Consider the following 25,659-nt stretch of genomic DNA (forward strand, 5'->3'; position numbering starts at 1 on the left):
TTCTCCTGTGCAAAGTCGTATGTTTTATCTTCGCCGTCGTGATTAATGTAGTATCGCAGTATTCCCTTGGTTACAAAGCCTACCTGTTTGCAAACCTGCCCTTCTGCTAAGAAGAAGTCTCCCTTCTTGTAAGTTTTCTCTTTAAATAAAGAGGTAACGATCTCTATTTCTGCCGGGCTTAGGATGATTATTCTTTGTATGCTATCAAGCAAGTTCTGTATCATGGTAGGTTGTTGCTCGCAAATGATTAATAACGGTAACAGTTTGGCAAATTGCGCGAATGAATTCGGTCAGTTCAAGTGCCGACCTAAAGATAAAAAACCACATAAAATTTTGGCGGTTGCAGGAGCTATTTTCATGTAGCAAGGCGATCGACGTTTTGTAATTCCATGTATTGCCTTTTAGGTTTTATAGCCCAGTAGCTGATATAGTAAAAGATGGCGGTTATAAACCCATGTATTCGAGGCTGTAGTAACAAATTCCGTAGGCGGGGTTAGTTACTTTTGTGCACTTTGTTAATGAAGCTTTGCTAAGGTGTTTATTGATAAATGTGATGAGCCGTATCTTTTAGCAACTGGTTTTGCTGCACGGCATATCTAACTTCACAAGTTTACAATCAGGCTAAGTTAAGACCTTCGTCAACGCAGCCGTCTTTTATAGAATTATAACGACACCTGTTTATTACTACCTTTCATCAACAGGTGTAGTGCTGCGCCATTCTTTAATAGAGATTAGCGAATCTTGCGCCACATCGTAATAACGGATCTGAAGAGTTTTGCCGTTTACCGCAAATGTATAATAGGTAACATAGTTACTTCCGTTATCCTCTGCTACCTTTACCCAGTAATCGGGATCTGTATTGCTGGGCGGCGTTTCAACATATGTAGCTAAATGCCGCTTACCTTGACTTGCTTTTTCTACCTGAGCGCTTTTGCTTTTAACTTCTTCAAGGTCCATAATCAAATTTACAACCTTGTCTTCTTCATTTAATGCAGCCTTGTGCACCGCTGCTTTCGGCGATTTTTTACGATTATCCTTCTTTTGCTTTTGCTGACATGCCCCGAAAAGCAAAGCCAGAGCCCCGATTAATAAGCTAATTTGACAGATACGCATCTTTACAGTATTTAAACAGGTTTTTACAATTTTGGAGCCTTGTCTAATAAGGTTTCAAGCTTTTAGGTATTAATTATCTATTGAAGTTTTCACTTCCACCACTGCCGCTTTTCTTCGGCTATAGCTGCCTTGCTGGCGGGGCGCAAATCATTAGGGATAGCATCAACAAAGCTCTTCCAGCCGTACTTCTCATATTCAGCCGGTACTGTGAGGCCGTCCATGTCATCGAACTTTGAATCACGGATGGTATAATCGCCCCACTGCAGCGCCTGTGGTGCTTTGCTGTTATAAGTGGTGAGTGTGCCTTTGAACTGATTGTTATAATCCGTTCCTTGTCCAAAGTCGAGGGTATCATATAAAAGTTGATTCTGCGAGTTGATGCAAAAATTGGTTGTCAGTGTACCTTTAATTGCACCGCTTCCCGGCGCCGTAACCGTTTCATTCAATTCAACACGGCAAACCAATTGCCCCCTTTTATAGCCTTTATAACTCTCCGGCGCGTATAAACTATTGGCTTTGTAAATACCCGCCTGTGTAACGGTAATAGTACCTGTAAAAGGGCGCACCTGATTACCCACCCGGGTTTTGCCTTGCACCTGATAGCGGTAAGGGTTAGCCGGGTCTTTTGTTACCGCAGTGTAGTGAATGTAAAAGCGCTGGTGGTTCTTTCCCAAAATACCATAAGGTTCCGGAAATGCTTCAGTATGATTTTGAAGCGGCCAGCGTAAACGATCGGCATGCCAAAGCGTTGCCAGGTTATAACTTTTTATACCGTCATAGAAATTGGTAGTTCCTGCAGGCTGTGCCTGAACAGCACTTGTTAAAAACAAGGTAACGCTCCATACACACAACCATGTGCAGAGCAGACACAGATGAGCTTTTTTCATATAGGCTATTATAAGTCTTTATAAATATCAAAATTTTCAAAAAGTACACGGCCAAAGTTTTTGACCGTTCTCACTTTGGTCTGTACCTTGTCAGGTTCCGTGGCATCAAAATATTCATGACCGTCTTTATGCAAGAGCCATTTTTGATCGGCAGGCGAGTACTTAAAGGTGATGATGCGTGTCCAGCGCCCGGCAGCCCCGCCGTAATGTTCCACAGAAAAATACCCATTCTTGATGGTAATACCAGTAAAAGGATCGCCCATAGCGCCGCCGCAGTCTATACAGTAGACGGCGTTATTACTTCGTGCAGCTAATTTGTAGGATTTATCTGCCTGCCCGGTTAATACGAGCAGTGGCCGTTTTTCCGGGTGACTGGTTACGTCAGACGTCTTTTTCTCACCTTTTTTGTAAAGCACCATGATAGCATCGGGATGAGTATCCCGGTTTAAATCACCTTTGGTAAAATTAAGCACTTCGTAGCCTTCCGGAATAAAGCTTTTTACATTAGCAGGCACAGCAACAGCTTCCTGAGGTTGTTGCGCCATAGTTGGAACGTGAATGCCGGCAATGAATAATAAAGGAATACAAAAACTATAAAATCTGTTCATGTAATGTGAATAAGGAATGTTGTTCTTGCTGTATTAAACCCATAATGGGTGTAAGTGTTTGCATAGGCGGCGGGGTCTATAAACTGAAACTAAAAAGCAGAACAGGTAGCCGGAAAGGTAACGAGAACATTGGCATTCTTTGCAGCTGAATTAAAGTAGGAAGCCTGTAAATAAACAATTTACAGGCTTTTTAAAACTTTAGATTTCCTCTATTGCTGAATCAACAGCATTCGAATCTGTGGTACAAGAATCGTCAGTCCTTTGCTTTAGCCAGTTGTAACAATTCATTTCCGCAGGCTATAGCCCTGTCGGTAGACAGTATATCGGCACCTTCTTTAATGAGGCGACTGTATAGCTTGTCGCCGTTAGCCTTGGCGCTATTGTCCAGGTTGCCCATTGTACCCAAAATACACCATATACCTTTACTGTGCAGGTCATCATAAACAGATTTGTCTGCCGCAGAAGTTCCTATAAAAGCGACTATGCGGTTATTAGGTACGCCCATTTTGTTCAGCCGTTCCAGATCGGCCACACTACGCACCGAGGCAGAAATCATGAGGTCGGGTGCCAGCTGGTGCACCTCAGCAGCCTGATTGGCGCTGTAGGTAATAACAATACTGTAGGCTTCGGCTTTGTTGCGGCGTACTGCATCCACAATCATGCGGTAGGGCACGCCCCGCTTTACATCCAGGGTAAATAACACTTTATTTTTCCCCCATTGCAACACCTCATCTAAAGTTGGAATGTGATAAGAGGTTACGGTGCCTTCATTGTCTTTCAGCAATACGCTTTTCAATTCCGCCGCAGTTTTATCGCGCACATAACCTGCGCCGTTAGTGGTACGTTCCAGCCGGTCGTCATGCATCATCACCAGGGCCGAATCTTTGGTTAAACTGGCATCGCATTCAATAATGCTGGGGTGATACTGAACGCTATGAGCAAACGTTTCTATGGCGTTTTCAGGATAACCCGGAGCTGGCCCGCCACGGTGGCAGCTTACCAACGGCATTCTGTTTGGCGACCATTGCATGAATTGCTGCAGTTCATTAACCGATTTAAATTTTAGCAAATAAGGCTGACCGTAAACAAAACCGGCAGAAACTAATGCGACAAAAAGAAGCAGAAAACGTTTTGTTGCTAAAAGCATGTATTAAATGGATTAGTGTATATGTTATTATTTTACTGCATTACACAGCTATTGAGCTTAGTATGTATCGTTACGTAACCGTTGCAAAGCTGCACTTTTTAAAATAAAACGAGTATTAATAAGAGGTTAAGCCAGCAACCTCATTCCCTCCATACTCAAACATCATTAATATACAAAAGCAACAACAATACATAACGCAATAATGTTGCATTTTATTAGTTTTGTAAAGAGATAAAAGTTACCTCATGCACATTAAATTACCACTACGTAAATGGCAATGGCTGCTGCTTATATTTGTTTCTATGTTGCAGCCTGCCTGTAAGCATCCACAGCAGGATGTTCAGGCTGTTTATCAAAGTTACTTAAGGGCACATTTAATAAAACAGGCTACCGAGCCAATTCACAAACAAGATCACCAATAGCTATGATTAGGATTGATGCGGTTAAACATACATACGGCAATACCAACCTGATATTTAAGGATTGGCAAATTGAACAAGGCACCCATTGGCTGTTACTTGGTGATTCGGGAAGTGGCAAAACAACCCTGATCAATATTATGGCCGGTTTGCTAAAGCCTCAAAGCGGTTCAGTTACAATCAATGATACCGCACTGTACGGCTTATCCAATACCCGGCTTGATAAATTCCGGGGCCGGCATATTGGTATCGTCTTTCAAAAACCGCATTTGATCAAAAGCCTGACCGTTGCCGAGAACCTGCGGATTGCCCAGCGCTTTGCCGGATTGAAGGAAAATCAGGACCGGATCAGCACGGTACTGGCTTCCCTTAATATAGATCATAAAGCGCATAACCTTCCTGCCACATTGAGCCAGGGGCAGCTGCAGCGTGTGGCCATTGCCCGGGCGGTGATAAACCAGCCGGAAGTGCTTATTGCAGATGAACCTACATCCAGCCTTGACGATGGTAACGCGGCGGCCGTGCTGGAATTGCTCATTACCCAGTCCACTATAAATGGTTCCACTTTGGTTGTATCTACGCATGATAAACGCGTTAAAGAACGCTTAACCAACCAGTACAACTTAAATACATGAACGTACTAACCATTGCCATTAAAAACCTGCAAGCAAACAAGCTGAATGCATTCCTGAACTTACTGTTGGTTGCTTTCGGTATCGCTATTTTAACGGTGCTGCTATCGGCAGGCAAACAGATTAATGATAAACTGGAGAAAAATGCCAAAGATATAGACCTGGTAGTTGGCGCTAAAGGCAGCCCCCTGCAGCTGGTGTTAAGCAGCATTTACTACATTGATTTCCCAACAGGGAACATTCCGCTAAGCGATGCGCAAGCACTGGCTGCCAACCCGTTGGTGAAGCGGGCCGTTCCGCTGGCTTTGGGCGATAACTATAGTGGTTATCGCATTGTTGGCACCGATACTTCATTTGTGAACCTTTATGGCTTAACCGTTGCAAAGGGCCGCTTTTGGCAAAACACCTTTGAAGTAACCATTGGTGCTAACGTGGCTGCTGCACAAAAGTTAAGTATAGGCAGCGAATTTTATGGTGCCCACGGCCTTACCGGCCAATCTGACGTGCATAAGGCACATGCCTATAAGGTTACCGGTATACTTAAACCGCAGAATAACGTGGTAGACAACCTGGTTTTAACCAATATAGCCAGCGTTTGGGGCATGCATGAAACGGCAGAAGAGCATCAGGAAAAAGAAACACATAACCCGGGCGAGCCCGAAGCATTTGAGCGTGGCGAGAAAGAGATTACTACACTGCTGATTCAGTACCGTTCGCCAATGTCGGTTGTGCTTTTTCCGCGCATGGTGAACCAGTCAACCAACATGCAGGCGGCTTCGCCGGCAATGGAAAGCGCGCGGCTGTTTAGCCTGATCGGCATTGGTGTGGATACCCTGCAATGGTTTGCCGTACTCATTATGGTCATCTCGGGCGTAAGCGTATTTGTGAGCCTGTATAATTCATTGAAAGAGCGGCGTTACGATCTGGCCGTAATGCGCACCATCGGCGCTTCGCGCCTGAACCTTTTTAGCCTGATCGTGCTGGAGGGTGCGGTTTTGACCTTGATAGGCTCAATAATCGGCCTCCTTTTCGGCCACCTTACCCTGCAACTGATCGGTCACTTTCAGGCTTCGGGCCAGGCCCGTTTAAGCGGACTGATATTTGATCCGGCCGAGTTATATCTGATCGTTACAGGTTTACTGATTGGTTTTGCCGCAGCCCTATTACCGGCCCTGCAAGCTTACCGAACAGATATTGCAGGTACACTTAGCGAAGGATAATACTATGAAGTTAAAACTAAGCTTAGTAGCCTATCTGCTGTTTTTTGCCAGCCTTACTTTTGCACAGCATGCGGTAACTTCTGCAAATTGGGAAATCCTCAATACTTATTCTTACCAAATGCAGAATAATAAATCGGTAGTGATTTATCCGCCTGCGCTAAAAGCAATAGATAATAAAGTGATTGAATTATCAGGCTACCTAATTCCTATCAAAGTAGGCCGGGAGCACAAGGAATTTCTGCTCTCTGTTTTACCTGTTGAACAATGCGCCTTTTGCGGCTCCGGAAAATATCCACCTATGGTACTCGTTAAAATGATGCAGCCTGTGCCATACTCCGAGCATATTATCTTTGTAAAAGGCAAATTCCAATTAAACGATTTGGGAAACACCCAGCATGAATATGCCATGATAAATGCCGTTATTGCACCTCAGAAAAAATGAAAAAGTTACTCCTGCTCTTATTTTTGCTTCCGTGTTCAATCAGTTGGGCACAAACCAGCCAGCACGCCTTTACTGACCAGATCGACTCGTTTAACTGGGATATCATCGGTAGCGTTAAATTCAAAACCACCAAGCCTAATGAAATGTATCCCGTTTACACGGAAATGATTACCCGGTTTTCGGGCAGGCCATTTGAACTGGAGGGCTACATGGTGCCCATTAAAGACGGCATGAAGCAAACCCGGTTCATGCTTTCTACCCTGCCTATCAACCAGTGCTTTTATTGCGGTAAGAACGGAATACCTACCATGATTATGGTGGAAATGACAGAACCCGTTAAATTCACTTTTGAAACCGTAACGGTAAAGGGCACACTGAAACTGGACAACCGCAACGCGGCTGTTTACCCGCCCATTAGCCTGGTAAAAGCCAACCTTACCCAGTAACCGCATTTTTATGTAGATTTGCAATCTTAAAGATAGACCAAGGTTATGAACAGGGATTTTGCAGGGCTATTACACCAAACCGGCCTCAAGGCCACTCATTCCAGAATCAGTGTGCTGGAAATAATTGCCGACCGTGATGCCGCCATTTCACAGCCTACGCTGGAGAAGATGATGGGCGACGAGGTAGACCGGGTAACCTTATACCGCATCCTGAAAACCTTCGAAGAAAAAGGAATCGTGCACAAAGTGATTGACCTGCATGGCACGGCCAATTATGCCATTTGCTCTTCCCAATGCAGCGTACACGAACATCATGATGAGCACTTCCATTTCAACTGCACCAATTGCGATAAGGTATACTGCTTGAACGACTTGCATTTGCCAGCCATACAAATACCGCAGGGATTTGTAACCAGCTCGGTAAGCCTCTCTATTACCGGTGTTTGCAAAAACTGTAATCAGCAATCCTAAAATAGCTGAAATGATTTGGGTTAATATTGTGTAGATATCTGCTCAACACCGTTCTTTTAAATAACAGAACAGGATCATTACGCTACTACTGGAGACTTGATTTCTTTTATTTTAAACATATCTCATTATAGCCGTCTAATTCTTGAATACCTGAATTTTTCATTAAGATGGACAAATAAAAAGCCCTAACTTTTGTTAGGGCTTTTTATTTGTGAAAGAAGTTGTCAATTAGGGATACACATTCGTTGCGATATATAGTAGGCCACCTGGCCTTAAATTATCTTGAGCATTTAAACGTAGAACCCTAATCTGCCAAATTTTAATATACCTTCTTTATTATCATGGGGCATAAAAACACACACCTTCAACAGTCCATTGATCTGGAGGCGTCGGTCTTGAAGGATCGGTGCCCAAAAAGTGAGAACGGCCAGAAGCATGATGATAATAACGATATACAGGAGTGGCACCAGGTTGGGCTGTAGGAAACGCATAAAACTTTATGCCCCCACCTTGCCAGTAAGAATTAGTTTCACGACCCTGCCCCCATGTACAATCGGATGTTGTAGGTGCATAGTATTCATAAATAGGAACCGATCCAGGAACCTGTTCTTTCATTGCATAGAAGTAAACACCTTTATCTACCCAGTTACCGTCATGTAAATAAGATAAATTCTCGGGATTAAACTCATATCTCCACACGTTTGCCCTTTGATTATAGAATACATGAACAGGAGCCTCACCTAATTCTTTGATCTGGGAGTCTGCTATATGCTTCTCAACAGCTGCCTTAACTTGAGCTTTTTTCACAGGGTCTGCAATAAAGTTATAGAGATATACGGCTTTGCCAACATCAATTAACGCTGCATTGCTGGCATTAACGCTTTGTTCCCAACTTGCAATATTTAACGTTTCAGATGTATTACCATTGTGATCAAACGCAACACTCCTACCTGAATTTGTTCCTCCATAAAACTTGACCGTGTACTCTTTATTACGAGTCTCTGTCGCAAGTTTTGTCATCTCTTCTTTAGTTAAACTACCTGTAATATTAACATTAAGGGCCTTAAATATAGGTATTCCCAAACCTGCTTTCAATGTCGACGTCTTTTTAGTGGTATTACTTTCATTTTCGATGAAACCACTATAATTGAATCGAAGACGCCCCCCAATACTGATATCTAACATTATGTGAGTACCATATCTTTGTACTAACTCTTCCGCACTTTTTGTACGAACGTTATCTAAAAATTCGGGAGTTAAATATTTATACAATAAATCTATACTTGCATCTTCTGTAAATCTCAGTCTTTTTACTTGAACAAGGCTTTCATAAGTTGCGTATGAATATCTACTGGAATACATATACGTATTACCATCAGAACTATTCCTGTTTATACTTGCAGAGAAATTTGCCTGGAAGGGGTTTTTTTCAGCCCCTTCTATTTTAGGCCTAGGGTTCACCCCCGCCTCTAATGACATTGTCTTACTAACTTCTTTTGTGTAATCCTTTGCTGAAAGACCTGCGAAAAACCTTGATGACCCGTTTATTGTAGTACCAACGTTAAGTCTGCTGAGATAATCTTTTTCAAACTTCTCCATGTCAATAATTGGCGCATCAGATACGGTTGAAAGGTCAAGTAGGTCTCCGGTAACGTCCAATCCGTATCCTAACAGGTCCCACTTACCATCCCCTGCTGATAACTGGACTTTTTTACTTACTGGTGGACTTGGATTAGTAGTAGTGATTTTTTCATCCTTTTTACAACCAGCCAGAGCGGCTGTTAGCACCCATAGAACGAGTGCAACTTTCGTTTGTTTTTTCATTAAATATGTAATAAGATTTGCACCAAATATAGAACAATTTTAATTATTATTTAAATTTAATTATCGTTTTGTTTTATTTTTCCATCTTTATGCACTGTTTACAGCTTTAGATTCTATAAGAATTCTTTGTAGCTTTTTCGAAATGTCGATTTTTATCTCAACCTAAGCTTCTTATATTACTGGGCCATCACTTGCGATTATTAATATCCGCCATCCAATTGAAGCCCAGGAACAAACGAAACTTTACACCGCCATTAAAGCGATACTGGCAACGAGAATGACGAGAGTAGATTAATGAAGCTTGCGATAATTTTCTTATATAAATATATAATTAACGGTAACTAAGATAGACGTAGCAGGTGTTGTTTACACCCCTTCATTCTCTAAGTATGCTCATTCATTCTAACAGGAAGAAAGAACCAACTTTTCAAGAGGTGAGTCTGAAACATTTATTTACCAGCATCTGAATGAAACATGAATTAAAGAAGAGCAAAATCGTTTGTACAAAGCCAAACAATAACAGCTTCCGGAAATAAAATAGTCTGGAATAAAAATACATGTTGCCCCATCCCCTACCCAGTCATAGTTTAAACTGATCCGAAATACAGTAACACATTTAGACCGTTTTCCTTATACAATACTGCAACCTTCACTATATGCATGCCATGCAGTTGATACCAATGCTATTGTTGAAGTACAAACTGTAAGCATCTTCTCAAATCACTCCTTATCGCTATAACGTTCAAACCAAGTTCAATCTATATGAGATCAACGCTGTCTTTAACGAATACAACGACAACTCACTGAATAACCAAAAGTGTATGTTCATCACATGGTGTTGCGTCTAAGTAAAGGCATATTCTAAACGGAGCTTGTACACTAAAAGAAAAGCTTGATATGAAACCTAAAACTGATGCCGCCCTATCAAAACACTTGGTTTACCATGTTACAACCACCCCCAATACTAAAAATATAAATGCATTAACACTCTAATACATTTAAACTGTCAGCCTTTATACTTTTTATGTTTTCACACATTTCTACTTTTAGGTTTTTTTGGTTTTGAACAATTGCGCTCTTCTATCTTTAATTAGTGAAGCGAATAGAATATATACCTCTAAAAAAATCAATAATGTTTTTATGTTTTTAGACACAACGACCTATAAACCAATAACTATAAAAAAAAGCGCATTAACACGAAGTAAAAGGAAACATTTAAACCTTTATGCAGAAAAACCGTTGTATATAAATAATTGATACACCTCCAACTATCTGACTATCTTTAATATACATCGTACAGGTAAATATTTAAGCTATCAAAGCAAACAGCCCCTCATCTACGTTCCAGCTATTTAACTTATATACCGTTAAACATAAAAGTTTTTTTACTTAAAATCAAATAGGCATAAATACTTAAAAACTCAGAGCTTTTTATACATACATATATATCTATACGCAGATGATAGTGTTCACATATATATATACGCACACGTGTGTGAACGTATATGCTTACGGATATAGATACTAATAATCATAAAGACATAATTGTGTGCGTATTTATTCACATAGATACGTGTACCTATACGTATATAAGTATTAGTAGGTAAGAATAAATGTGTGTATGAACGTCTATATGATTGCATGCATATGTTTATGTACGCTTGCTTATAATTATATTAGTACATATAATTATGTATACATTTACTAACCAATATTTATGTACCTATCTTTATTTATCGAGAGGTGTGTAAATAGCTTTGTCAGCATAATTATATATGGTTATGTTAACTTGTATCTTTATGAGCTTATAAATCAGCGTGCCTGCAGGGATATTGATGAATTGATTTACTTTATCACTACCATTTATTACTTTTGATGCATGATTGTTTCTGTTGCTACCCAGAAAGGTGGAGCTGGTAAGTCCACCGTAAGTGTTGTACTTGCCACTTACATTTATTTTAAAACTAATTTTGATGTCGCCATATTAGATATGGATGCCCAGGCATCTGCTTTTAGAAGGAGATCGATTGATTTGCGGGATATTGAATCTGTGAGCCCAACCGCAACAGAATTTAAAATGAACAGAGCTTTGCTGGCACGCAGAGGTGATCATTATCCTATTGTGCGGGCTAATGTTGACGATTTTAAAGCTAAGCTTACCGAATACCGCGATAAGCACATCATTTTCCTGGATCTTCCGGGCTCTGTACAGTCGCCGGAATTTAGGGAGGGCATTAAATACCTCGATCATCTTTTTGTACCACTGGATATTGATAAATTCTCGGTAAACTCTGCTATAGACTTTATTAAAGATCTGGTATCCAATATCCTGACGGAAAATAAGAACATCAAAGGGGTACATTTATTTTGGAATAAGTATAACCCTGGCCGGAATAAGGATTTTTACAACTATGTGGAAGAAGAGTTTAAACGCATTTTCCCGCAGCTTCATTTTATGGATGCTAAATTCCATGAAAGAAACACCTTCCGTACCCGTGGTTCGTCTACACTTATACCTGATCCGGAGCTGTTTAATAAACTGGCTCTCAATAAACAAACATTTGAAAATGAATCTGTTCCCAGCTTTTTGGGGGAATTTACTACTGAATTTTTAACCTCCATTACCAATCAGCAATAAACATGGCAAAGAAAAAAGCATACTCCTCACTTGGCTTAGATAGCGATATTTATAATAATCCCGGCTTGCTGAAAAGCGACGCCATGAAGCGGATTGAAGAAGAACAGGCAGGCCAGGCACCGGCACCACTTGAACAAGCGGTTACTGCGGCTGTAAATTCTGCTGATATTAAGCCAGCCCTGCAGCAAACCGAACAAGTAGCGCCAGCGGAACTTCAATCCAATCCCAGCGCTGAGCCTGAAATACAGGAGAATACGCCTGCAGAAAAGAAAAGTAACGTTCGTGATATCTTTACCAGAGGAACTATGTACGATAATAACTTTAGTACGATGGTGCTTTACCATGATGTGTTGGAAGATTTGCATGAACTTGCCCGTGTTAGGGACGAAGAAGGCAAGCGCTACCCGGTAAAATATCTGGCAAGCAACATTATACGTCAGTATTTGAAGGAACACGAGGAAGAAATTGAAGCTATTAAAACGGCATTCAGGAAAAAGCGGGGTTAATCCCGCTTTTTTTTATGGTTATTCATAACCTCTAGCTTACTACAAAAGCCGTTCAATTTAGGGCTGCAATCAATCCCCGACAAAATATTAGCTTTATATCACTAAAGGTGCCTAAGACAGCGGTAGGGGAGGGGTTATTTCATTATTGTTGTGTATAATTAATAGCATTAAGTATAGGCTACAGGACTCGCATAAAGCTAATATTTTGTCGGGTTAAGATTCTGTCGGGGAAGAAAGCAAGGGTTCAAATCTTTATCATCTTGCGCATTCTCCACTTATACTTACTCAGTATCGATACACCTGTATCCATCGTATACTATATCTTCCTGTAAGTCTATAAGTTACAAACGGCATATCAATAATACGCATTGCTATTTTACCCCGACAAATTATTAACTTTTCAAAGTTTTTTATCTAACTGTGCTTCTATTGTTGATAAGGAATCCGAGATTTGAAGGTACGCAAGGGGAATTCAGGGTGAGTAGGGGAGGGGTTTAAGCGCTTATTATGAGCTGCTTACAATCTATTCTCATTTAACCAGAAAAGTTTACCGATCCTAAATCAGGAACACTTAGCTAAAGCTATCCCCGACAAATTCCAAACATGATACTTTAATCGGCAATAGCCGATCCTTCTAGCCAGCAAATGTTAATATTTTGTCGGGGATTGTAAATGGAGGTTCATAATTAAAATTAAGCGATTTAATGGCCCCCTTTAATTTCGCAAAATCTTCATCCATTTATCAAGAGGAGAAAGCTCATACTAAAAGGCATAGTATGTAAACGAAAAAGCCTGCTCAACTTGTAGATAGCAGGCTTTTTGGGCGCATATTAAACAGCCTTGTTTTTTAGCTCAGTAACTTCAGTACGAATATCCTGAGCAAGGCTTTTAAGCTGTTGCATAGCATTACGTACACGGGTTCCTGCTGCCTTGTTTCCTTTTTCATAGAAAGATTGCACATCAGCTTCCATGCTGGCAATCACTTGCTTAATTTCACTAAACTTGTCCATTATTTTAATTTTATAAAATGCGAAATTAAGGATTTATACCTTTACCGCGTATAGGCAACCTATATAAGCACGACAGAGATCTAATACAACACAACGGACCTCCCTATTATTACTTGCCTTTGATATAATTCAGGTCGCCGCCGATACGATTCTCAATGGTGCTGTTGTCACCAACATTTAATGTTGTACGATCATTTAAATACACCCATAGCCTAGGATTGAGCGTAAAGCGGTTGAACTCCAGAATGGCGGTTAGGTCGATATCCGACGGATCATTATGACTGCCATGATCTAAATATAACGGTGTCACTTGTATTGGTAATTGCAACTTGATAGTACCTTGTAAAAGCAGGGTCGCACCGGGAAGGGCTTCACCGGTTTTGCCATTTTTGATAACGGCCATAAATGTATTTTGAGAAAAACTAAAGCCTTATAGAACAGTGCTGCCATGAGCATGAAAAGTTATTTCATTAAGATTTATATTGAAGTTAATACTAACATGAGTATGCGTTATGTTACAGGCAGTGAGGTTGCGTATTAGCTTAACTATGGGGCCTTAAAATAGCCTGAACAACATCTGTGGGATAAAATTGACGGCAGGTTGCATAACTACGCACCAGCCGCTCCGCAATCAGATTGATTGCATTAAAGAACCGGCTTAGCCACAATCAAAACGGCGCACGATGAATATTGATGTGATCTTAACAGCGGCTTAATGGTACTATCGTATAATTGCTGCCGATATGACCTCAGGCAGTACAGAAGATCAGGCCTTGCTGGAAAGAGTTCGGGCCGGTAATGAACCGGCTTTTGAATCTTTATTTCAGAAATACTATCCGGGATTGTTGCGTTATGGCAAAATGCTTTTGCCTTATCCTACCGACGAGGCAGAAGAAGCTGTATTCGATGTGTTTGCTAAGCTTTGGATCCAACGCCATAATATTCATTTACATATCTCTTTAGCCTCATTCCTTTACAAGGCCGTTAAAAACCGCACTCACGATTATTACCGTAAAAAAAACATGGTTTCCGTTGTGCTGGTAGAGGCAGAAAATGAGCCTGAGCAGACCTACCAAATACCCGACCAGCAATTGCAGTTCAAAGAACTTACTCAGGGTATAGAAAAACTGATTGCACTATTGCCCGAACGAACGCAAATGGTTTTCCGGATGAACCGTTATGATGGCCTTACCTATCAGGAGATAGCCAACCTGTTGAATATCTCCGTAAATTCGGTAAAAACCCATATGTATAGGGCAATCAAATTTTTGAAAGACGCCTACTTATCTGCCCGGGCCTCGGGCCAATGTTAGATCAATATTAATCATGTTATCGTTCTGTTAATTCGCAAAACGCTGTCATGATTTCACTTTTCATCTGCGTCTTTGCTTATAGTTACACAGAGTAAAGACATTGAAAGAGCAGGAAATCTATTTACTAATTACGCGCTATTTAGCCAATCAGACCAGTACCGAAGAAAATGAACGCATTGCCGATTGGATTGCCGAGTCAGCACAGCATGAACAAATTTTTGAAGATATTAAGCTGCTCTGGCAAGCATCAGCGCCAAAGCCCAATGCTGACGTTTCCGGCGCTTTTAACAAATTACGGAGCAAAATAGGGCAAGAGACTAACAAACCGGTTATTAGCCATACTACCTCTCGAATTAAATGGTATGCTATTGCCGCATCGGTGGTTGCCATTTTAACTTTTAGCGGCTTGCTCTTTTATCACTTTGGCAGCAGCCCTACATCTACCCAGTTCAAAGAAGTAGTTACTACAGCAGGGCAAAAGAAAAAAATTCGTTTAGAAGACGGAACTGCTGTTTTTTTAGCGCCGCAAAGCACATTAAGATTTCCCGGGCATTTTAGCAGCCAAAGAAATGTTGAATTGCGGGGACAGGCTTATTTTGAGGTCAGCAAAAATCCGCACAGACCCTTTGTTGTGCATACGGCCAGCTTAGATGTACAGGTTTTAGGCACTCACTTTAATGTGAGCAGTTATCAAAACCAAAACGCAACCAAGGTATCGTTACTGGAGGGCAAAGTAAAAGTAACCATATCAGATAATGGCCTTGATGAGTATTTACTTAGCCCCGGACAGGAGCTGGCTGTAAACCATATTAACCACCAGGTATACCGTTACGCTTTAGACAGCCTGGCTGTAAAAGGCTGGATGTCCAATACGCTGATATTTAAAAACGAGAAACTGGTTGAGGCCGCTCATAAAATCGAACAGATGTATGGTGTAAGAATTGTTTTTGCCGATCAGGCTACGGCAGAAACTAATTTATATGCCAGGTTTGGAAATGAGCCATTGCAAAATGTGTTAGAAACAATAGCCGCTTCGGGCAACATTACTTACCATATAGAAGGAAACAAGATCTATTTCACGCTAAAGCATTAAACGTAATAGTAGAATGAACGCAGCAATTTAAGGCATGCCAGGCATGCCCTTAAAAAAAGTAAACCGGCATGGTCGAAGATGCCGGTTAAAAATCGCCTATTAAACAATTGCACATTTAATTAACGAATCAGCTAATTTATGAAAAAAAAGATACCTATCTCTTTTTTACGGTACTCTGTTCACAGCAGTATTTTATTTATCATATTATTATTTACTAACACCGCCTACGCTGTGGCCGCATCGGCAGATGTTTCGCTTAGCCAGGTTAAATGTTCTTTACATGCAGAACGCCAGCCGCTGCTACAAATTTTTGAACAGATACAAAAACAAACACCCTACAGCATTGCCTGTGTTAATCAGACAGGCTTTCTGCAAAAAACTATTAGTATTGATGCACCTAACAGCAATCTGGAAACGGTATTAAAGCAATTAGCCCTAAAAGCAAATTTCACCTACCGTACGCTAAATCATCAAATCATCGTTCAGCCGCAGGCAGCAAGCACAGAGACGCCGGGCGTAGCGCGCATTATTAAAGGCCAGGTTACTGACAACAAAAATCAAATTCTTCCCGGCGTTTCTATATTGGTTAAGGGATCGAACACCGGAACGACGACAGGCCAGGAAGGGGAATTTTCCATCAAAGCCAATACAGGCGATATATTGGTAATCAGCTACATCGGCTTTCACAAAAAAGAAGTTACAGTTACGGAGCAAAACACTTATAAAATCATACTGGAAGAGGATGCTAAAGGCTTATCAGAAGTAGTGGTTACAGCCTTGGGCATTAAGAAGGAAAAAGCCAAGTTAGGCTATGCCGTGCAGGAAGTTCAGGGCCCGGACTTGGTTGTAGCACGTGAGCCTAACGTCATCAACTCGCTTACCGGCAGGGTAGCGGGCTTAAACATCCAAAACTCTACTGACCTTTTCCAGGATCCGCAAATATCACTGCGCGGACGGAAACCCCTGATTGTAATTGACGGTATTCCAGATCAATCAGCCGACCTTTGGAAAATCAATGGTGATGATGTGGAAAGCATGAGCATTTTGAAAGGAGCAAGTGCATCGGCTCTGTATGGTTCCATAGGACAAAACGGCGCCATTATGATTACCACCAAACGTGGCAAAAGCAAGGATTTAAGTGTGGAGTTGAATTCCACAACCGAGTTTCAGCCGAGCTTTATCCGTATACCTAAAGTACAAACCGAATACGGAGCAGGCTTCAAAGGCAAATACACCTACGTTGATGGCTCGGGCGGCGGCCCGGAAGGTTCAGGATGGATATGGGGCCCTAAGCTTGACCAGCCGGATCCTACCACGCCAAGCGGCTTTTTTGAAACACCACAGTTTAATAGCCCTATTGACCCGGCAACCGGTCAGCGGGTACCGTTGCCGTTCATATCACGCGGTAAAAATAATGTACCCGATTTTTTCAGAACCGGTATCATATCCAGCAATAATATCAGTATCTCCCAAAGTAATGAAAAAGGAGCCTTCCGGGCATCTGCTTCGCATATCTACCAGCGTGGTATCGTACCTAATACCGACCTGAAGAACAGTTCATTTAATGTATCGGGGAATTATAAATTATCGCAGGCGCTTACCATGGATGCCCGCTTAAGCTACAACCGGCAGTATACCAATAACTTTCCTGAAACTGGATATGGGCCCACTAATTACCTGTATAACCTGATTTTATGGACAGGTGCGGATGTGGATGTGAAAGACCTCCGCAACTACTGGATACCGGGTAAAGAAGGCATTCAACAACGTAATTATAACAACTCTTACTATAATAACCCGTACTTTCAGGCCTATGAGTATTTAAGAGGCTATGATAAGGACAACACCTTCGGTTCCCTGAACTTAAACTACAAAATCAGCCCGGCTTTCAGCATACAATTCCGGAACGGTATTAACGCATACGGGCTTAACCGCACCTACAAGGAGCCAAAAAGCTACATTGGATATGGCAATAAATCAAGAGGGCAATTTACCGTTGCTACGCAAAATTATTTTGACATTGCTACCGACCTGATTGGTGATTACAACCATACGTTTACCGAAAAGTTCAAGCTGCATGCACAGGTGGGTGGTTACAATTATTACCGTAACTTCAAGTACAGTTCTACCAACACCGATGGGTTAAACATCCCTGGTTTTTACAATTTGAGCAATTCCTCGAACCCTATACAAGGCACCAACTTTTTAGAAGAGCGCAGAACAAGCAGTATATATGGTGTCTTGGATCTGGAGCTTTTAAACGGGTTATACCTTTCTGCTACTGGGCGTAATGATATTATCTCCACTTTACCTACGCAGAATAACAGTTTCTTTTATCCATCTGTGAGCGCATCGGCAGTGATTTCACAATTGACAAAGTTGCCCGATTGGTTTACTTATCTAAAGGCACGTGGTTCATGGTCACGTGTATCCAGTGCTACTTTAAATGACAATGCTTACACCTACAGTTATTTGCCCTCTTATAACAAGGGAATAACCTGGAACAATCTACCTTCGCTTTCGTACGGTGATGCAATATTGAATGCCAGCCTTCATCCTCAGACTTCAGATAGCTGGGAGATTGGCCTGGATGCTAAATTCTTCCGAAACCGGCTTAGCATGGAAGCCACTTATTACCAAACGAAAGATTATAATAATATCGTTTCTATCCCGGTATCTATTACCAGTGCTTATAACAGCCAGCTGCAAAATGGAAACGTTTATCAACGTAAGGGCTTAGAGTTCGTTTTATCTGGTTCACCTATCCGGAACAAAAACTTTAAATGGGATATCACCGCTAACCTGAGTCATTACAGGCGCTACTTAAAAGAAATATATGGCAATGCAGAAACATTGAATTATTTAAGGGTAGGTGATCGCACGGATAAAATTTTCGCCTCTGTATATCAGAAAGACCCACAAGGCAATGTTATTTATGACAGCAATGGCTTTCCTGTAAACGATACATTCCAGCGGTTTGTTGGCAATCAGGACCCTGCCTTAATTTATGGGTTAGAAAACGCCTTTTCTTACCACAGCTTTACATTGAAATTCTTGGTTGATGGCCGGCTGGGCGGTATGATGTATTCAACCACTAATCAGAAAATGTGGTGGGGCGGTACTCATCCGGGCACGGTTAATCAATACCGGGTTGATGCCAATGCCGGCTTATCTACCTATGTAGGCAACGGCGTGGTGGTTACGGGCGGGCAGGTAGCTTACGATGCCAATGGCAACATTACCAGCGACACCCGAACCTTTGCACCTAACACTAAGGCCGTAAATTACATTGATTACATGACCAACACCAGCAACGGCGCTAACAATAATTACAACTATTTTTCTCAAACCTTTTTAAAGCTGCGTGAGGTAACGCTAAGCTGGCAGTTGCCTAATAAATGGCTGCAGAAATCTTTCGTGAAAGGGATCACCGTATCTGCAGTGGGCCGCAACCTTTTGCTGCTATCTAAAATGCCGAACGTAGACCCGGATCCGGCAGTGGATAATTTGCAAACGCCATCAACCCGAACCATCGGCTTTAACGCAAACATTAAGTTTTAACCCGTCAGCTTTTAACTCATGAAAAAATTATTATTAATACTGTTAGCGGGTATGGCAATCACCCAAACCAGCTGTAAAAAGTTCAGTGAATTTCAAACCGACCCCAATAAATCTACCTCATCCACACCAGATTTGTTGCTAAATACGATTGAGCAAAGCGCCTTTCAATCCACCAACCTCAACGTGGCCCTGGCAAGCCGGCAAATGGTTTACACGGATGCTGTTTCTTTGCAGCAGTATTACGGTTGGACACGTGGCAGCTATGATAACTATAACAACCTGCGCCAGGTACTGAAAATGGAACAGGCAGCCTCATCCATGGGTAAGCCGGAATATTTGCCTTTAGCTAAATTTTTCAGGGCATGGTATTTTCTGCAGCTCACACAAATGTTTGGTGATATTCCTTACAACCAGGCTTTAAAGGGCGATGAAAGCATAAGCGTGCCTGCATATGACAAGCAGGAAGACATTTACCTGAGTATATTAAATGACCTAAAGGCTGCCAATGACCAGATTACCGGCAGTACCCCTGCCATTCAAAATGACATTGTGTACAACGGTAACATGCAGCAATGGAAACGGGCTATCAACTCCTTGTCATTAAGGGTACTGTTAAGCTTATCATTAAAAGAAAACGATGCGCGTTATGAAATCAAAAAGCGTTTTGCCGATATTGTTAACAATCCTAATCAATACCCGGTATTTACGTCTAATACAGACAACGCACAGCTAAAGTTTTATGACTTGCAGAGCAACCGGTATCCTTATTTCAACAATAATGACATCCAGACCGCAAATTACATGGAAGAAACTTTTGTTGATTTGCTGAAATCATTGAAAGATGCCCGCTTGTTCAGCTTTGCTGATAAAGCACCCAAGTTTGCGTCTTTACCGGCAACCGATTTTAACGCATACGGCGGTGCCAGAGGCAGCGCACCGGTAAATGAGAACAATGCCCGCACGGTAGCCGGCGAAGTTTCAAAAATCAATCCCCGTTTTTACAACAACCCGGTAAACGAGCCCAGCATTGCCCTGGGTTATCCCGAACTGCAGTTTATTTTGGCCGAAGGAGCAGCAAGAGGCTGGATCAATGGCAACGCCGGCGATTACTACAAAAAGGGTATTCAGGCATCTATGTTGTTTTACAGCATAGACCAGAGCAGCATTGATACGTACCTGGCACAAAACGCTGTTCAACTTTCTGCCGGTGATGCTATTCAAAAAATCATCACCCAGAAGTATATTGCATCTTTTATGAACAGCGGCTGGCAGCCGTTTTTTGAACAGCGGCGCACCGGCTTCCCGGCGTTTGACGTTTCGGGCGCAGGTGTGCTTAATAATAAAAGGATTCCTAAACGCTGGATGTATCCTGAAAGCGAATTGCGGCTGAATAAACAAAATGTAACATCTGCCATTGCCCGGCAATACCCGGAAGGCGATAATATTAACGGCACTATGTGGCTATTAAAACCCTGACAGAATAGTATTGCCGGAACGTATAACCCTGGCAATACTATTTTTATAGTGATACTTATGTATCCATTAAAAACATATTAAGATAAACAGCATGCATAAAAAAATGATATTCATAGCATTGGCTTGTATAAGCCTTAGCAGCTATGCGCAACGGGCAAAAAAAGCGGTGTTCGTCATTGCCGACGGCATACCGGCCGATGTAGTGGAAAAGCTGAATCTGCCCAACATTAAACGAATTATTAAGGATGGCAACTACACCCGTATACATGTAGGTGGCGATAAAGGAACTTATAACCAAACGCCTACCATATCTGCCGTGGGTTACAACAGCTTGCTAACAGGCACCTGGGTAAACAAGCACAACGTACCCGACAATGATATTAACGAGCCTAACTACAACTATCAAAACATTTTTCGCCTGATTAAAACGCAGTATCCAGTTAAAAAGACAGCCATATTTTCAAGCTGGACGGATAATCGCACCAAATTGCTGGGGCATAATCTGCCGGCGGCAGGCAATCTGCAAGTAGATCAGTATTTTGACGGGTATGAGTTGGACACGGTAAACTTTAAGCATGATAAGCAACGTGCCTTTATGCACCAGATTGACGAGAAGGTAGTTGCAGAAGCTGCTGCCACCCTAAAAAAAGACGCGCCTGATTTATCGTGGGTTTATCTGGAATATACAGACGATATGGGACACATGTACGGTGATAGTCCGCAGTTTTATCATGCAGTTGAGCAGCTTGATGTGCAGATGGGAAAACTGTACGATGCTATCAATTACCGCACAAAAAACTTTAAGGAAGACTGGTTACTCATTCTTACAACAGACCATGGCAGGGATGAGAAAACGGGGCGTGGTCATGGCGGCCAGTCCCAACGGCAGCGTACCACCTGGCTGGTGAGCAATTACCCGGCATTGAATACTTATGCAGCTTACTACCAGCCTGCCATAGTAGACATTATGCCTTCTATAGCGCGTTTTATGGGATTGTCAGTACCTAAAGAGGTGGCGCAGGAAGTGGATGGCACGCCGCTGATCGGGCCGGTATCTATTGCCGATGCCCAGGTTAATTTTATACAGAACCAAATTGATATCAGTTGGAAAGCGCTCGAAACTAAAGGGGATGTGAATGTGTGGGTTACAACTACCAACAATTACAAAACCGGCGGTACCGATCATTACCAGTTACTTGCCAAAGTACCGGTAAACAACAAACATGCTTTAGTTAATGTAAGCAATATACCATCTGCCTTTTACAAGGTGGTACTGGAAGCTCCGAACAATACCATCAACAAGTGGATTGTACTGGATCAGCAGCAATAATGCTGGTTGCCGGCTAAATTGGATTTCATAAATACCTCTTTAAAAGCAGCTTTTTAATGTAAAAGGCTGCTTTTAAACGCTACATTTTGGCCTGCGGCCGGTGTGACGGGCACGGCGTTATTCCAGACATTATCACAGACAATAGCAAATGGGATTTCAACTCTATAGAGGCATTGTTCAAAGGCAGTCATTAACGATTTATGTTGCCTAACAATTGATTAACCCCCAAAGCACCTTTAATACGGCCTGCGTAAATATTCTTACAACTGAATTGCTAAAAATGGCTTAGGGTAGTATTACGCAGTTTCCTAAGCCATTAAGCAAAACCTAAAGGTGCAATCAAATTGTTTATCGCCAATGCGGCCTACAACGGTTCACGAATAGTTTTCACGGCATTGCCACGCTCCAGTGCATGGTGAGTAAGCCATTGCTGCTGCTGTTGTGTGGTGAGAAGCTCCGTTTGCCAGGCTTGTACTTTGGCTTGCAGACGCTCAAGGCACAGCTTTTTGTTTTCGAGTTGCGAGCGGGTGTCCATGGCAAGCACCTGGATGCCTGAAGGCAGATGCGTACCCCGCACGGCGGTTTCTACCTTGTTTACATTTTGTCCGCCCGGCCCTGATGCCCGGCAGGTTTCCAGCCGGATATCTGCATCGCTCCAAACAGGCAGCTCTTTGATATCAAACATGGCAACGCCCACAAACCAGTTCTTGCGCTTATGCTCTTTGCGGTAGGGGCTTGGCGATATCCATTGCACCGTACCCTGCCATTCCTGCATCAGAACATTTAAGTGTTCGCCTTTTGCCGTAAAGGTGGCAGACCGTAATGTATTTTTCCGCTCGCCTTCAACACGGTCCAAAACATCAATTTGAATGTTCAATTGCTGTGCCTGCTTAAGTATCAGTTGCTGCACTTTGGCAACAGCCCGGCAACACTCTGCCGGGCCTTTACCTGCGGTAATTTGTATAATTACTTTTTTCATTATACTCAGTCTTTACTCATTCTTACAATTTTAGGCATAAACCGGCCTTGTACGCCTACCAAAGCACGTTGTGCATCCATCACCTTATCAATGTTTTTATAGGCCTGCGGATTCTCTTCCACGCTTCCGCCAATCAGGGTAACATCAGCACCGGCCAGCAGCTTTTTTAAGCCTGATACCGTCATGCTGTCTTTAGCCTTTTGCCGGCTCATGGCCCGGCCGGCACCATGCGAGGCGGAATTAAGCGCATTGCCGGCACCTTTTCCAGCCACCAGATAGGCAGGCGTGGTCATGCTGCCTGGAATAATGCCCAGTTCGCCTGCATGTGCCGGTGTGGCACCTTTGCGATGAACAATCACCTCCCGACCATCGGCCAGTTGTTCTTTCCAGGCAAAGTTGTGGTGGTTTTCTACTGTGTGAATGGCTTTCAGTCCTAAAGCTTTCAGCAAATTGGCATGGATGCGCTCATGACAGGCACGTGCATAATCACCGGCAAGCGTCATGGCCAGCCAGTATTCCTGGCCTGCTTCGGTGTGCATATCCAGCCAAGCCAGCGGCTGGGCATGGCGGGGCAGCTTGCAGGTATTCATAGCCAGCTGCGTATAATGCTTGGCAATAGCTGCACCCAAGCCCCGGCTACCTGAGTGCGAGAGTAGGGCCAGATATTTTTTGGACGGTAAGCCCAATGTGTTGCTTTCGGTAAGCTCAATAGTACCAAACTCCACAAAGTGGTTGCCGTTGCCGGATGTGCCCAGCTGCCTTACGGCTTTGCCGTGCAGCGGCCGCAAAAAAGGTAGCTCCCGAAACACCGGACTATCCAGCACCTCATGCTCCTGCCTTACTTCTAAACCGCCTTCCATACCAAAGTGGGTGTGGTTTTTCAGTGCTTGTTTGGCCTGATAAGCATACCGATCGAAGAAGCTGTCGCTTTCATCAATAATGGATAGCGCCATGCGGCAGCCAATATCCATGCCTACCGCATAGGGTATTACCGCATGATCAGTAGCCAGCACGCCGCCAATAGGCAAGCCAAAGCCCATATGTGCATCGGGCATCAACGCGCCCTGAACACTTACCGGCAGTTGCATGGCCAGTTCCATTTGCGCATGGGCTGCCACTTCGATATGCTGCCCACCATATGTTTTATATAACAACGGCTCTTTACGCAGCTCATAAGCTGTAAATACCGGCTCCTCCGGCTTACCGATTATCTTTTCGGCTATTTTGCCGGCAGCCGGATCATTTAAATACTGCTCCGGCTGCTGCAGAATATCTGCCAACAGGCAGAGCAATTGCTCCGGCGTGTGATGCTTGAAATTTTTAGCAGCTATGCCAACCACCAAACTGCGAAGCTGGTTATCGGTATAGCCTATTTTAGTTAAATCTTTGATTTTTAAATTGCCCATGTGAGGGATATAAATTTGAACCAGCGAGTATGCTTGCTTTGCAGCTTACCCCCGGATAATATTTCCACACAACCTTTAATGCTGCCTGCATAGCATTTCCTTTTAGAAATGGCATAGCTATTCAGGCACACACGGGATTGTGCGTTTTTAAATAATTAATTGATTTATGGGGCTTTAGTTCATCCCGGAGTTGGGATATACCCTTTTGTGGCGCTATCAGGCTACCACACTAACAGGCAGGCAAAAGCATATAAAACCAGTTACATTAAGCAACAGGGATGTGTATGTTTCCAATAAAATAAAAACAGGATGCTGCCAGCCGGTTAGGCAATAAGCGAAAGGGGCGATATGTGAATACGTTCAGTCATGATTCCTTGATATTTAAAGGTGAACAAATCAGGAATTGCGGCAAAGATAAAGCAAAGTTAGGCAGAAAGCCAAATTTTAACGGGCAAATAAAACACATAGCCTGTTTATAACAGTTACATAGTATCCTCGGCGGCAGCTTTAACATTGATGTGTAATATGATGCCAGCTGCAAGGCCCTGTCTGAGCAAACCGGCGCCATTGTGGTATCGGTAGCTTACCGGCTGGCCTCTGAGCATAAATTTCCAACCGCACACAATTTAGCTAAAATCAGCTTTTGGTAAATAGTCGCAGCTATACTACCACGCCGCTATAGTTAATTTAAAAAGAAAGCCTTATAACTTTTTAAGGCTTTCAACTATTGTTAAATAAAATGAATGCCGGTCCCAAAACGCAGTAATAAGTATAATGATCTGTAAGCTAACCAAACTAACTGCACATTGTAATTTCTTTTTATCTTAGTTTCTGTGTTCATCTGACCGGCTTCAATTGCAAGTTCTTGCAGGCTTATGCTGTTGATGCAATATTTAATACGACACACCCTTATCATGATAAACAGCTTACTTCAAAGCATACAAAGGATAATCAGCTTAAGTCCGGCAGAAATAGAGATCGTCACCTCTTTGTTTAAAGAAAGAACTTACAAAAAAGGAGACTTCTTTTTAGCAGAAGGACAAGTTTGCAAACAGGTAGGCTTTGTAACCAAGGGAATACTGCGATACTACATTAATCACGACGGCGAAGATAAAACATACGACTTTGCACAGGAGAA

At 42.5% G+C, this 25,659-nt stretch carries 23 protein-coding genes and 1 pseudogene; 14 read left to right on the forward strand and 10 right to left on the reverse strand.

Going from position 1 to position 25,659, the window contains the following annotated elements; genetic code table 11:
• From KHS38_RS21900 to KHS38_RS21920, 5 genes are all read right to left on the reverse strand, one after another.
• On the reverse strand, positions 1-224 hold a 224-nt coding region (locus KHS38_RS21900; protein ID WP_502887940.1), incomplete at its 3' end, for a Crp/Fnr family transcriptional regulator.
• A 460-nt stretch (positions 225-684) separates the two neighbouring features.
• The gene (locus KHS38_RS21905; protein ID WP_213491023.1) at positions 685-1,113 is read right to left on the reverse strand and encodes a hypothetical protein; all 429 of its coding nucleotides are present in this window, start codon (positions 1,111-1,113) and stop codon (positions 685-687) included.
• Positions 1,114-1,202: 89 nt separating this feature from the next.
• The gene (locus KHS38_RS21910) at positions 1,203-2,000 is read right to left on the reverse strand and encodes a hypothetical protein (RefSeq protein WP_213491025.1); all 798 of its coding nucleotides are present in this window, start codon (positions 1,998-2,000) and stop codon (positions 1,203-1,205) included.
• Positions 2,001-2,008: 8 nt separating this feature from the next.
• Positions 2,009-2,545: a hypothetical protein gene (locus KHS38_RS21915; RefSeq protein WP_213491027.1), complete on the reverse strand. Its 537-nt coding sequence runs from the start codon at positions 2,543-2,545 to the stop codon at positions 2,009-2,011.
• 316 nt (positions 2,546-2,861) lie between these two features.
• Positions 2,862-3,755 carry a glycerophosphodiester phosphodiesterase family protein gene (locus KHS38_RS21920; RefSeq protein ID WP_213491029.1) on the reverse strand — a complete coding sequence of 298 codons (894 nt, stop codon included), beginning with the start codon at positions 3,753-3,755 and terminating at the stop codon, positions 2,862-2,864.
• Positions 3,756-4,179: 424 nt separating this feature from the next.
• On the opposite strand from KHS38_RS21920, the gene KHS38_RS21925 reads away from it, so the two are divergent.
• Genes KHS38_RS21925 through KHS38_RS21945 form a run of 5 tightly spaced genes read left to right on the forward strand, consistent with a single transcriptional unit; the run spans position 4,180 to position 7,385 of the window.
• Positions 4,180-4,809 (forward strand): ABC transporter ATP-binding protein, encoded by a 630-nt coding sequence (locus tag KHS38_RS21925; protein WP_213491030.1) that lies wholly within the window; start codon positions 4,180-4,182, stop codon positions 4,807-4,809.
• Positions 4,806-6,026, forward strand: a complete 1,221-nt coding sequence (locus KHS38_RS21930; protein ID WP_213491032.1) for an ABC transporter permease — start codon at positions 4,806-4,808, stop codon at positions 6,024-6,026. The genes KHS38_RS21925 and KHS38_RS21930 overlap by 4 nt, the downstream gene beginning before the upstream one ends.
• A gap of 4 nt (positions 6,027-6,030) precedes the next feature.
• Positions 6,031-6,468, forward strand: a complete 438-nt coding sequence (locus KHS38_RS21935) for a hypothetical protein (protein ID WP_213491034.1) — start codon at positions 6,031-6,033, stop codon at positions 6,466-6,468.
• Complete coding sequence (locus tag KHS38_RS21940) at positions 6,465-6,914, forward strand: hypothetical protein (protein WP_213491036.1); 450 nt, start codon at positions 6,465-6,467, stop codon at positions 6,912-6,914. The genes KHS38_RS21935 and KHS38_RS21940 overlap by 4 nt, the downstream gene beginning before the upstream one ends.
• Before the next feature lie 45 nt (positions 6,915-6,959).
• Positions 6,960-7,385 carry a Fur family transcriptional regulator gene (locus KHS38_RS21945; protein ID WP_213491038.1) on the forward strand — a complete coding sequence of 142 codons (426 nt, stop codon included), beginning with the start codon at positions 6,960-6,962 and terminating at the stop codon, positions 7,383-7,385.
• 339 nt (positions 7,386-7,724) lie between these two features.
• On the opposite strand, the gene KHS38_RS21950 is transcribed toward KHS38_RS21945, so the two are convergent.
• Complete coding sequence (locus KHS38_RS21950) at positions 7,725-9,209, reverse strand: MAC/perforin domain-containing protein (RefSeq protein WP_213491040.1); 1,485 nt, start codon at positions 9,207-9,209, stop codon at positions 7,725-7,727.
• Positions 9,210-11,088: 1,879 nt separating this feature from the next.
• On the opposite strand from KHS38_RS21950, the gene KHS38_RS21955 reads away from it, so the two are divergent.
• Complete coding sequence (locus KHS38_RS21955; protein ID WP_213491041.1) at positions 11,089-11,847, forward strand: ParA family protein; 759 nt, start codon at positions 11,089-11,091, stop codon at positions 11,845-11,847.
• A gap of 2 nt (positions 11,848-11,849) precedes the next feature.
• On the forward strand, positions 11,850-12,353 hold the full coding sequence (locus tag KHS38_RS21960) for a hypothetical protein (RefSeq protein WP_213491043.1): 504 nt from the start codon (positions 11,850-11,852) through the stop codon (positions 12,351-12,353).
• A gap of 830 nt (positions 12,354-13,183) precedes the next feature.
• Here the strand turns inward: KHS38_RS21960 and KHS38_RS21965 are convergent.
• Together KHS38_RS21965 and KHS38_RS21970 are read right to left on the reverse strand one after the other, a co-directional pair.
• Positions 13,184-13,363 carry a BF3379 family histone-like protein gene (locus tag KHS38_RS21965; RefSeq protein WP_213491045.1) on the reverse strand — a complete coding sequence of 60 codons (180 nt, stop codon included), beginning with the start codon at positions 13,361-13,363 and terminating at the stop codon, positions 13,184-13,186.
• A 109-nt stretch (positions 13,364-13,472) separates the two neighbouring features.
• The gene (locus KHS38_RS21970; protein ID WP_213491046.1) at positions 13,473-13,766 is read right to left on the reverse strand and encodes a hypothetical protein; all 294 of its coding nucleotides are present in this window, start codon (positions 13,764-13,766) and stop codon (positions 13,473-13,475) included.
• 340 nt (positions 13,767-14,106) lie between these two features.
• On the opposite strand from KHS38_RS21970, the gene KHS38_RS21975 reads away from it, so the two are divergent.
• The 5 genes from KHS38_RS21975 to KHS38_RS21995 all read left to right on the forward strand — a co-directional run bounded on the left by KHS38_RS21975 (position 14,107) and on the right by KHS38_RS21995 (position 22,136).
• The gene (locus KHS38_RS21975; protein ID WP_213491048.1) at positions 14,107-14,676 is read left to right on the forward strand and encodes an RNA polymerase sigma-70 factor; all 570 of its coding nucleotides are present in this window, start codon (positions 14,107-14,109) and stop codon (positions 14,674-14,676) included.
• 100 nt (positions 14,677-14,776) lie between these two features.
• Entirely contained in the window at positions 14,777-15,769 is a 993-nt protein-coding gene (locus tag KHS38_RS21980; RefSeq protein ID WP_213491050.1) for a FecR family protein, read from the forward strand.
• A 138-nt stretch (positions 15,770-15,907) separates the two neighbouring features.
• Positions 15,908-19,330 carry a SusC/RagA family TonB-linked outer membrane protein gene (locus tag KHS38_RS21985; RefSeq protein ID WP_213491052.1) on the forward strand — a complete coding sequence of 1,141 codons (3,423 nt, stop codon included), beginning with the start codon at positions 15,908-15,910 and terminating at the stop codon, positions 19,328-19,330.
• Between the two features lie 18 nt (positions 19,331-19,348).
• The gene (locus KHS38_RS21990; RefSeq protein WP_213491054.1) at positions 19,349-20,806 is read left to right on the forward strand and encodes a SusD/RagB family nutrient-binding outer membrane lipoprotein; all 1,458 of its coding nucleotides are present in this window, start codon (positions 19,349-19,351) and stop codon (positions 20,804-20,806) included.
• A 103-nt stretch (positions 20,807-20,909) separates the two neighbouring features.
• Entirely contained in the window at positions 20,910-22,136 is a 1,227-nt protein-coding gene (locus KHS38_RS21995) for an alkaline phosphatase family protein (protein WP_249665526.1), read from the forward strand.
• A gap of 364 nt (positions 22,137-22,500) precedes the next feature.
• On the opposite strand, the gene prfH is transcribed toward KHS38_RS21995, so the two are convergent.
• Positions 22,501-23,115: a peptide chain release factor H gene (gene prfH, locus KHS38_RS22000; RefSeq protein ID WP_213491057.1), complete on the reverse strand. Its 615-nt coding sequence runs from the start codon at positions 23,113-23,115 to the stop codon at positions 22,501-22,503.
• Between the two features lie 5 nt (positions 23,116-23,120).
• Positions 23,121-24,521 carry an RtcB family protein gene (locus tag KHS38_RS22005; protein ID WP_213491060.1) on the reverse strand — a complete coding sequence of 467 codons (1,401 nt, stop codon included), beginning with the start codon at positions 24,519-24,521 and terminating at the stop codon, positions 23,121-23,123.
• A gap of 539 nt (positions 24,522-25,060) precedes the next feature.
• Here KHS38_RS22005 and KHS38_RS22565 point away from each other — a divergent pair.
• Both KHS38_RS22565 and KHS38_RS22015 read left to right on the forward strand, forming a co-directional pair.
• Positions 25,061-25,171, forward strand: a pseudogene (locus KHS38_RS22565) (alpha/beta hydrolase fold domain-containing protein); the annotation flags it as partial.
• 264 nt (positions 25,172-25,435) lie between these two features.
• On the forward strand, positions 25,436-25,659 hold a 224-nt coding region (locus tag KHS38_RS22015), incomplete at its 3' end, for a Crp/Fnr family transcriptional regulator (RefSeq protein WP_502887941.1).

The organism is Mucilaginibacter sp. Bleaf8, from assembly GCF_018390515.1.
Lineage (GTDB): Bacteria > Bacteroidota > Bacteroidia > Sphingobacteriales > Sphingobacteriaceae > Mucilaginibacter.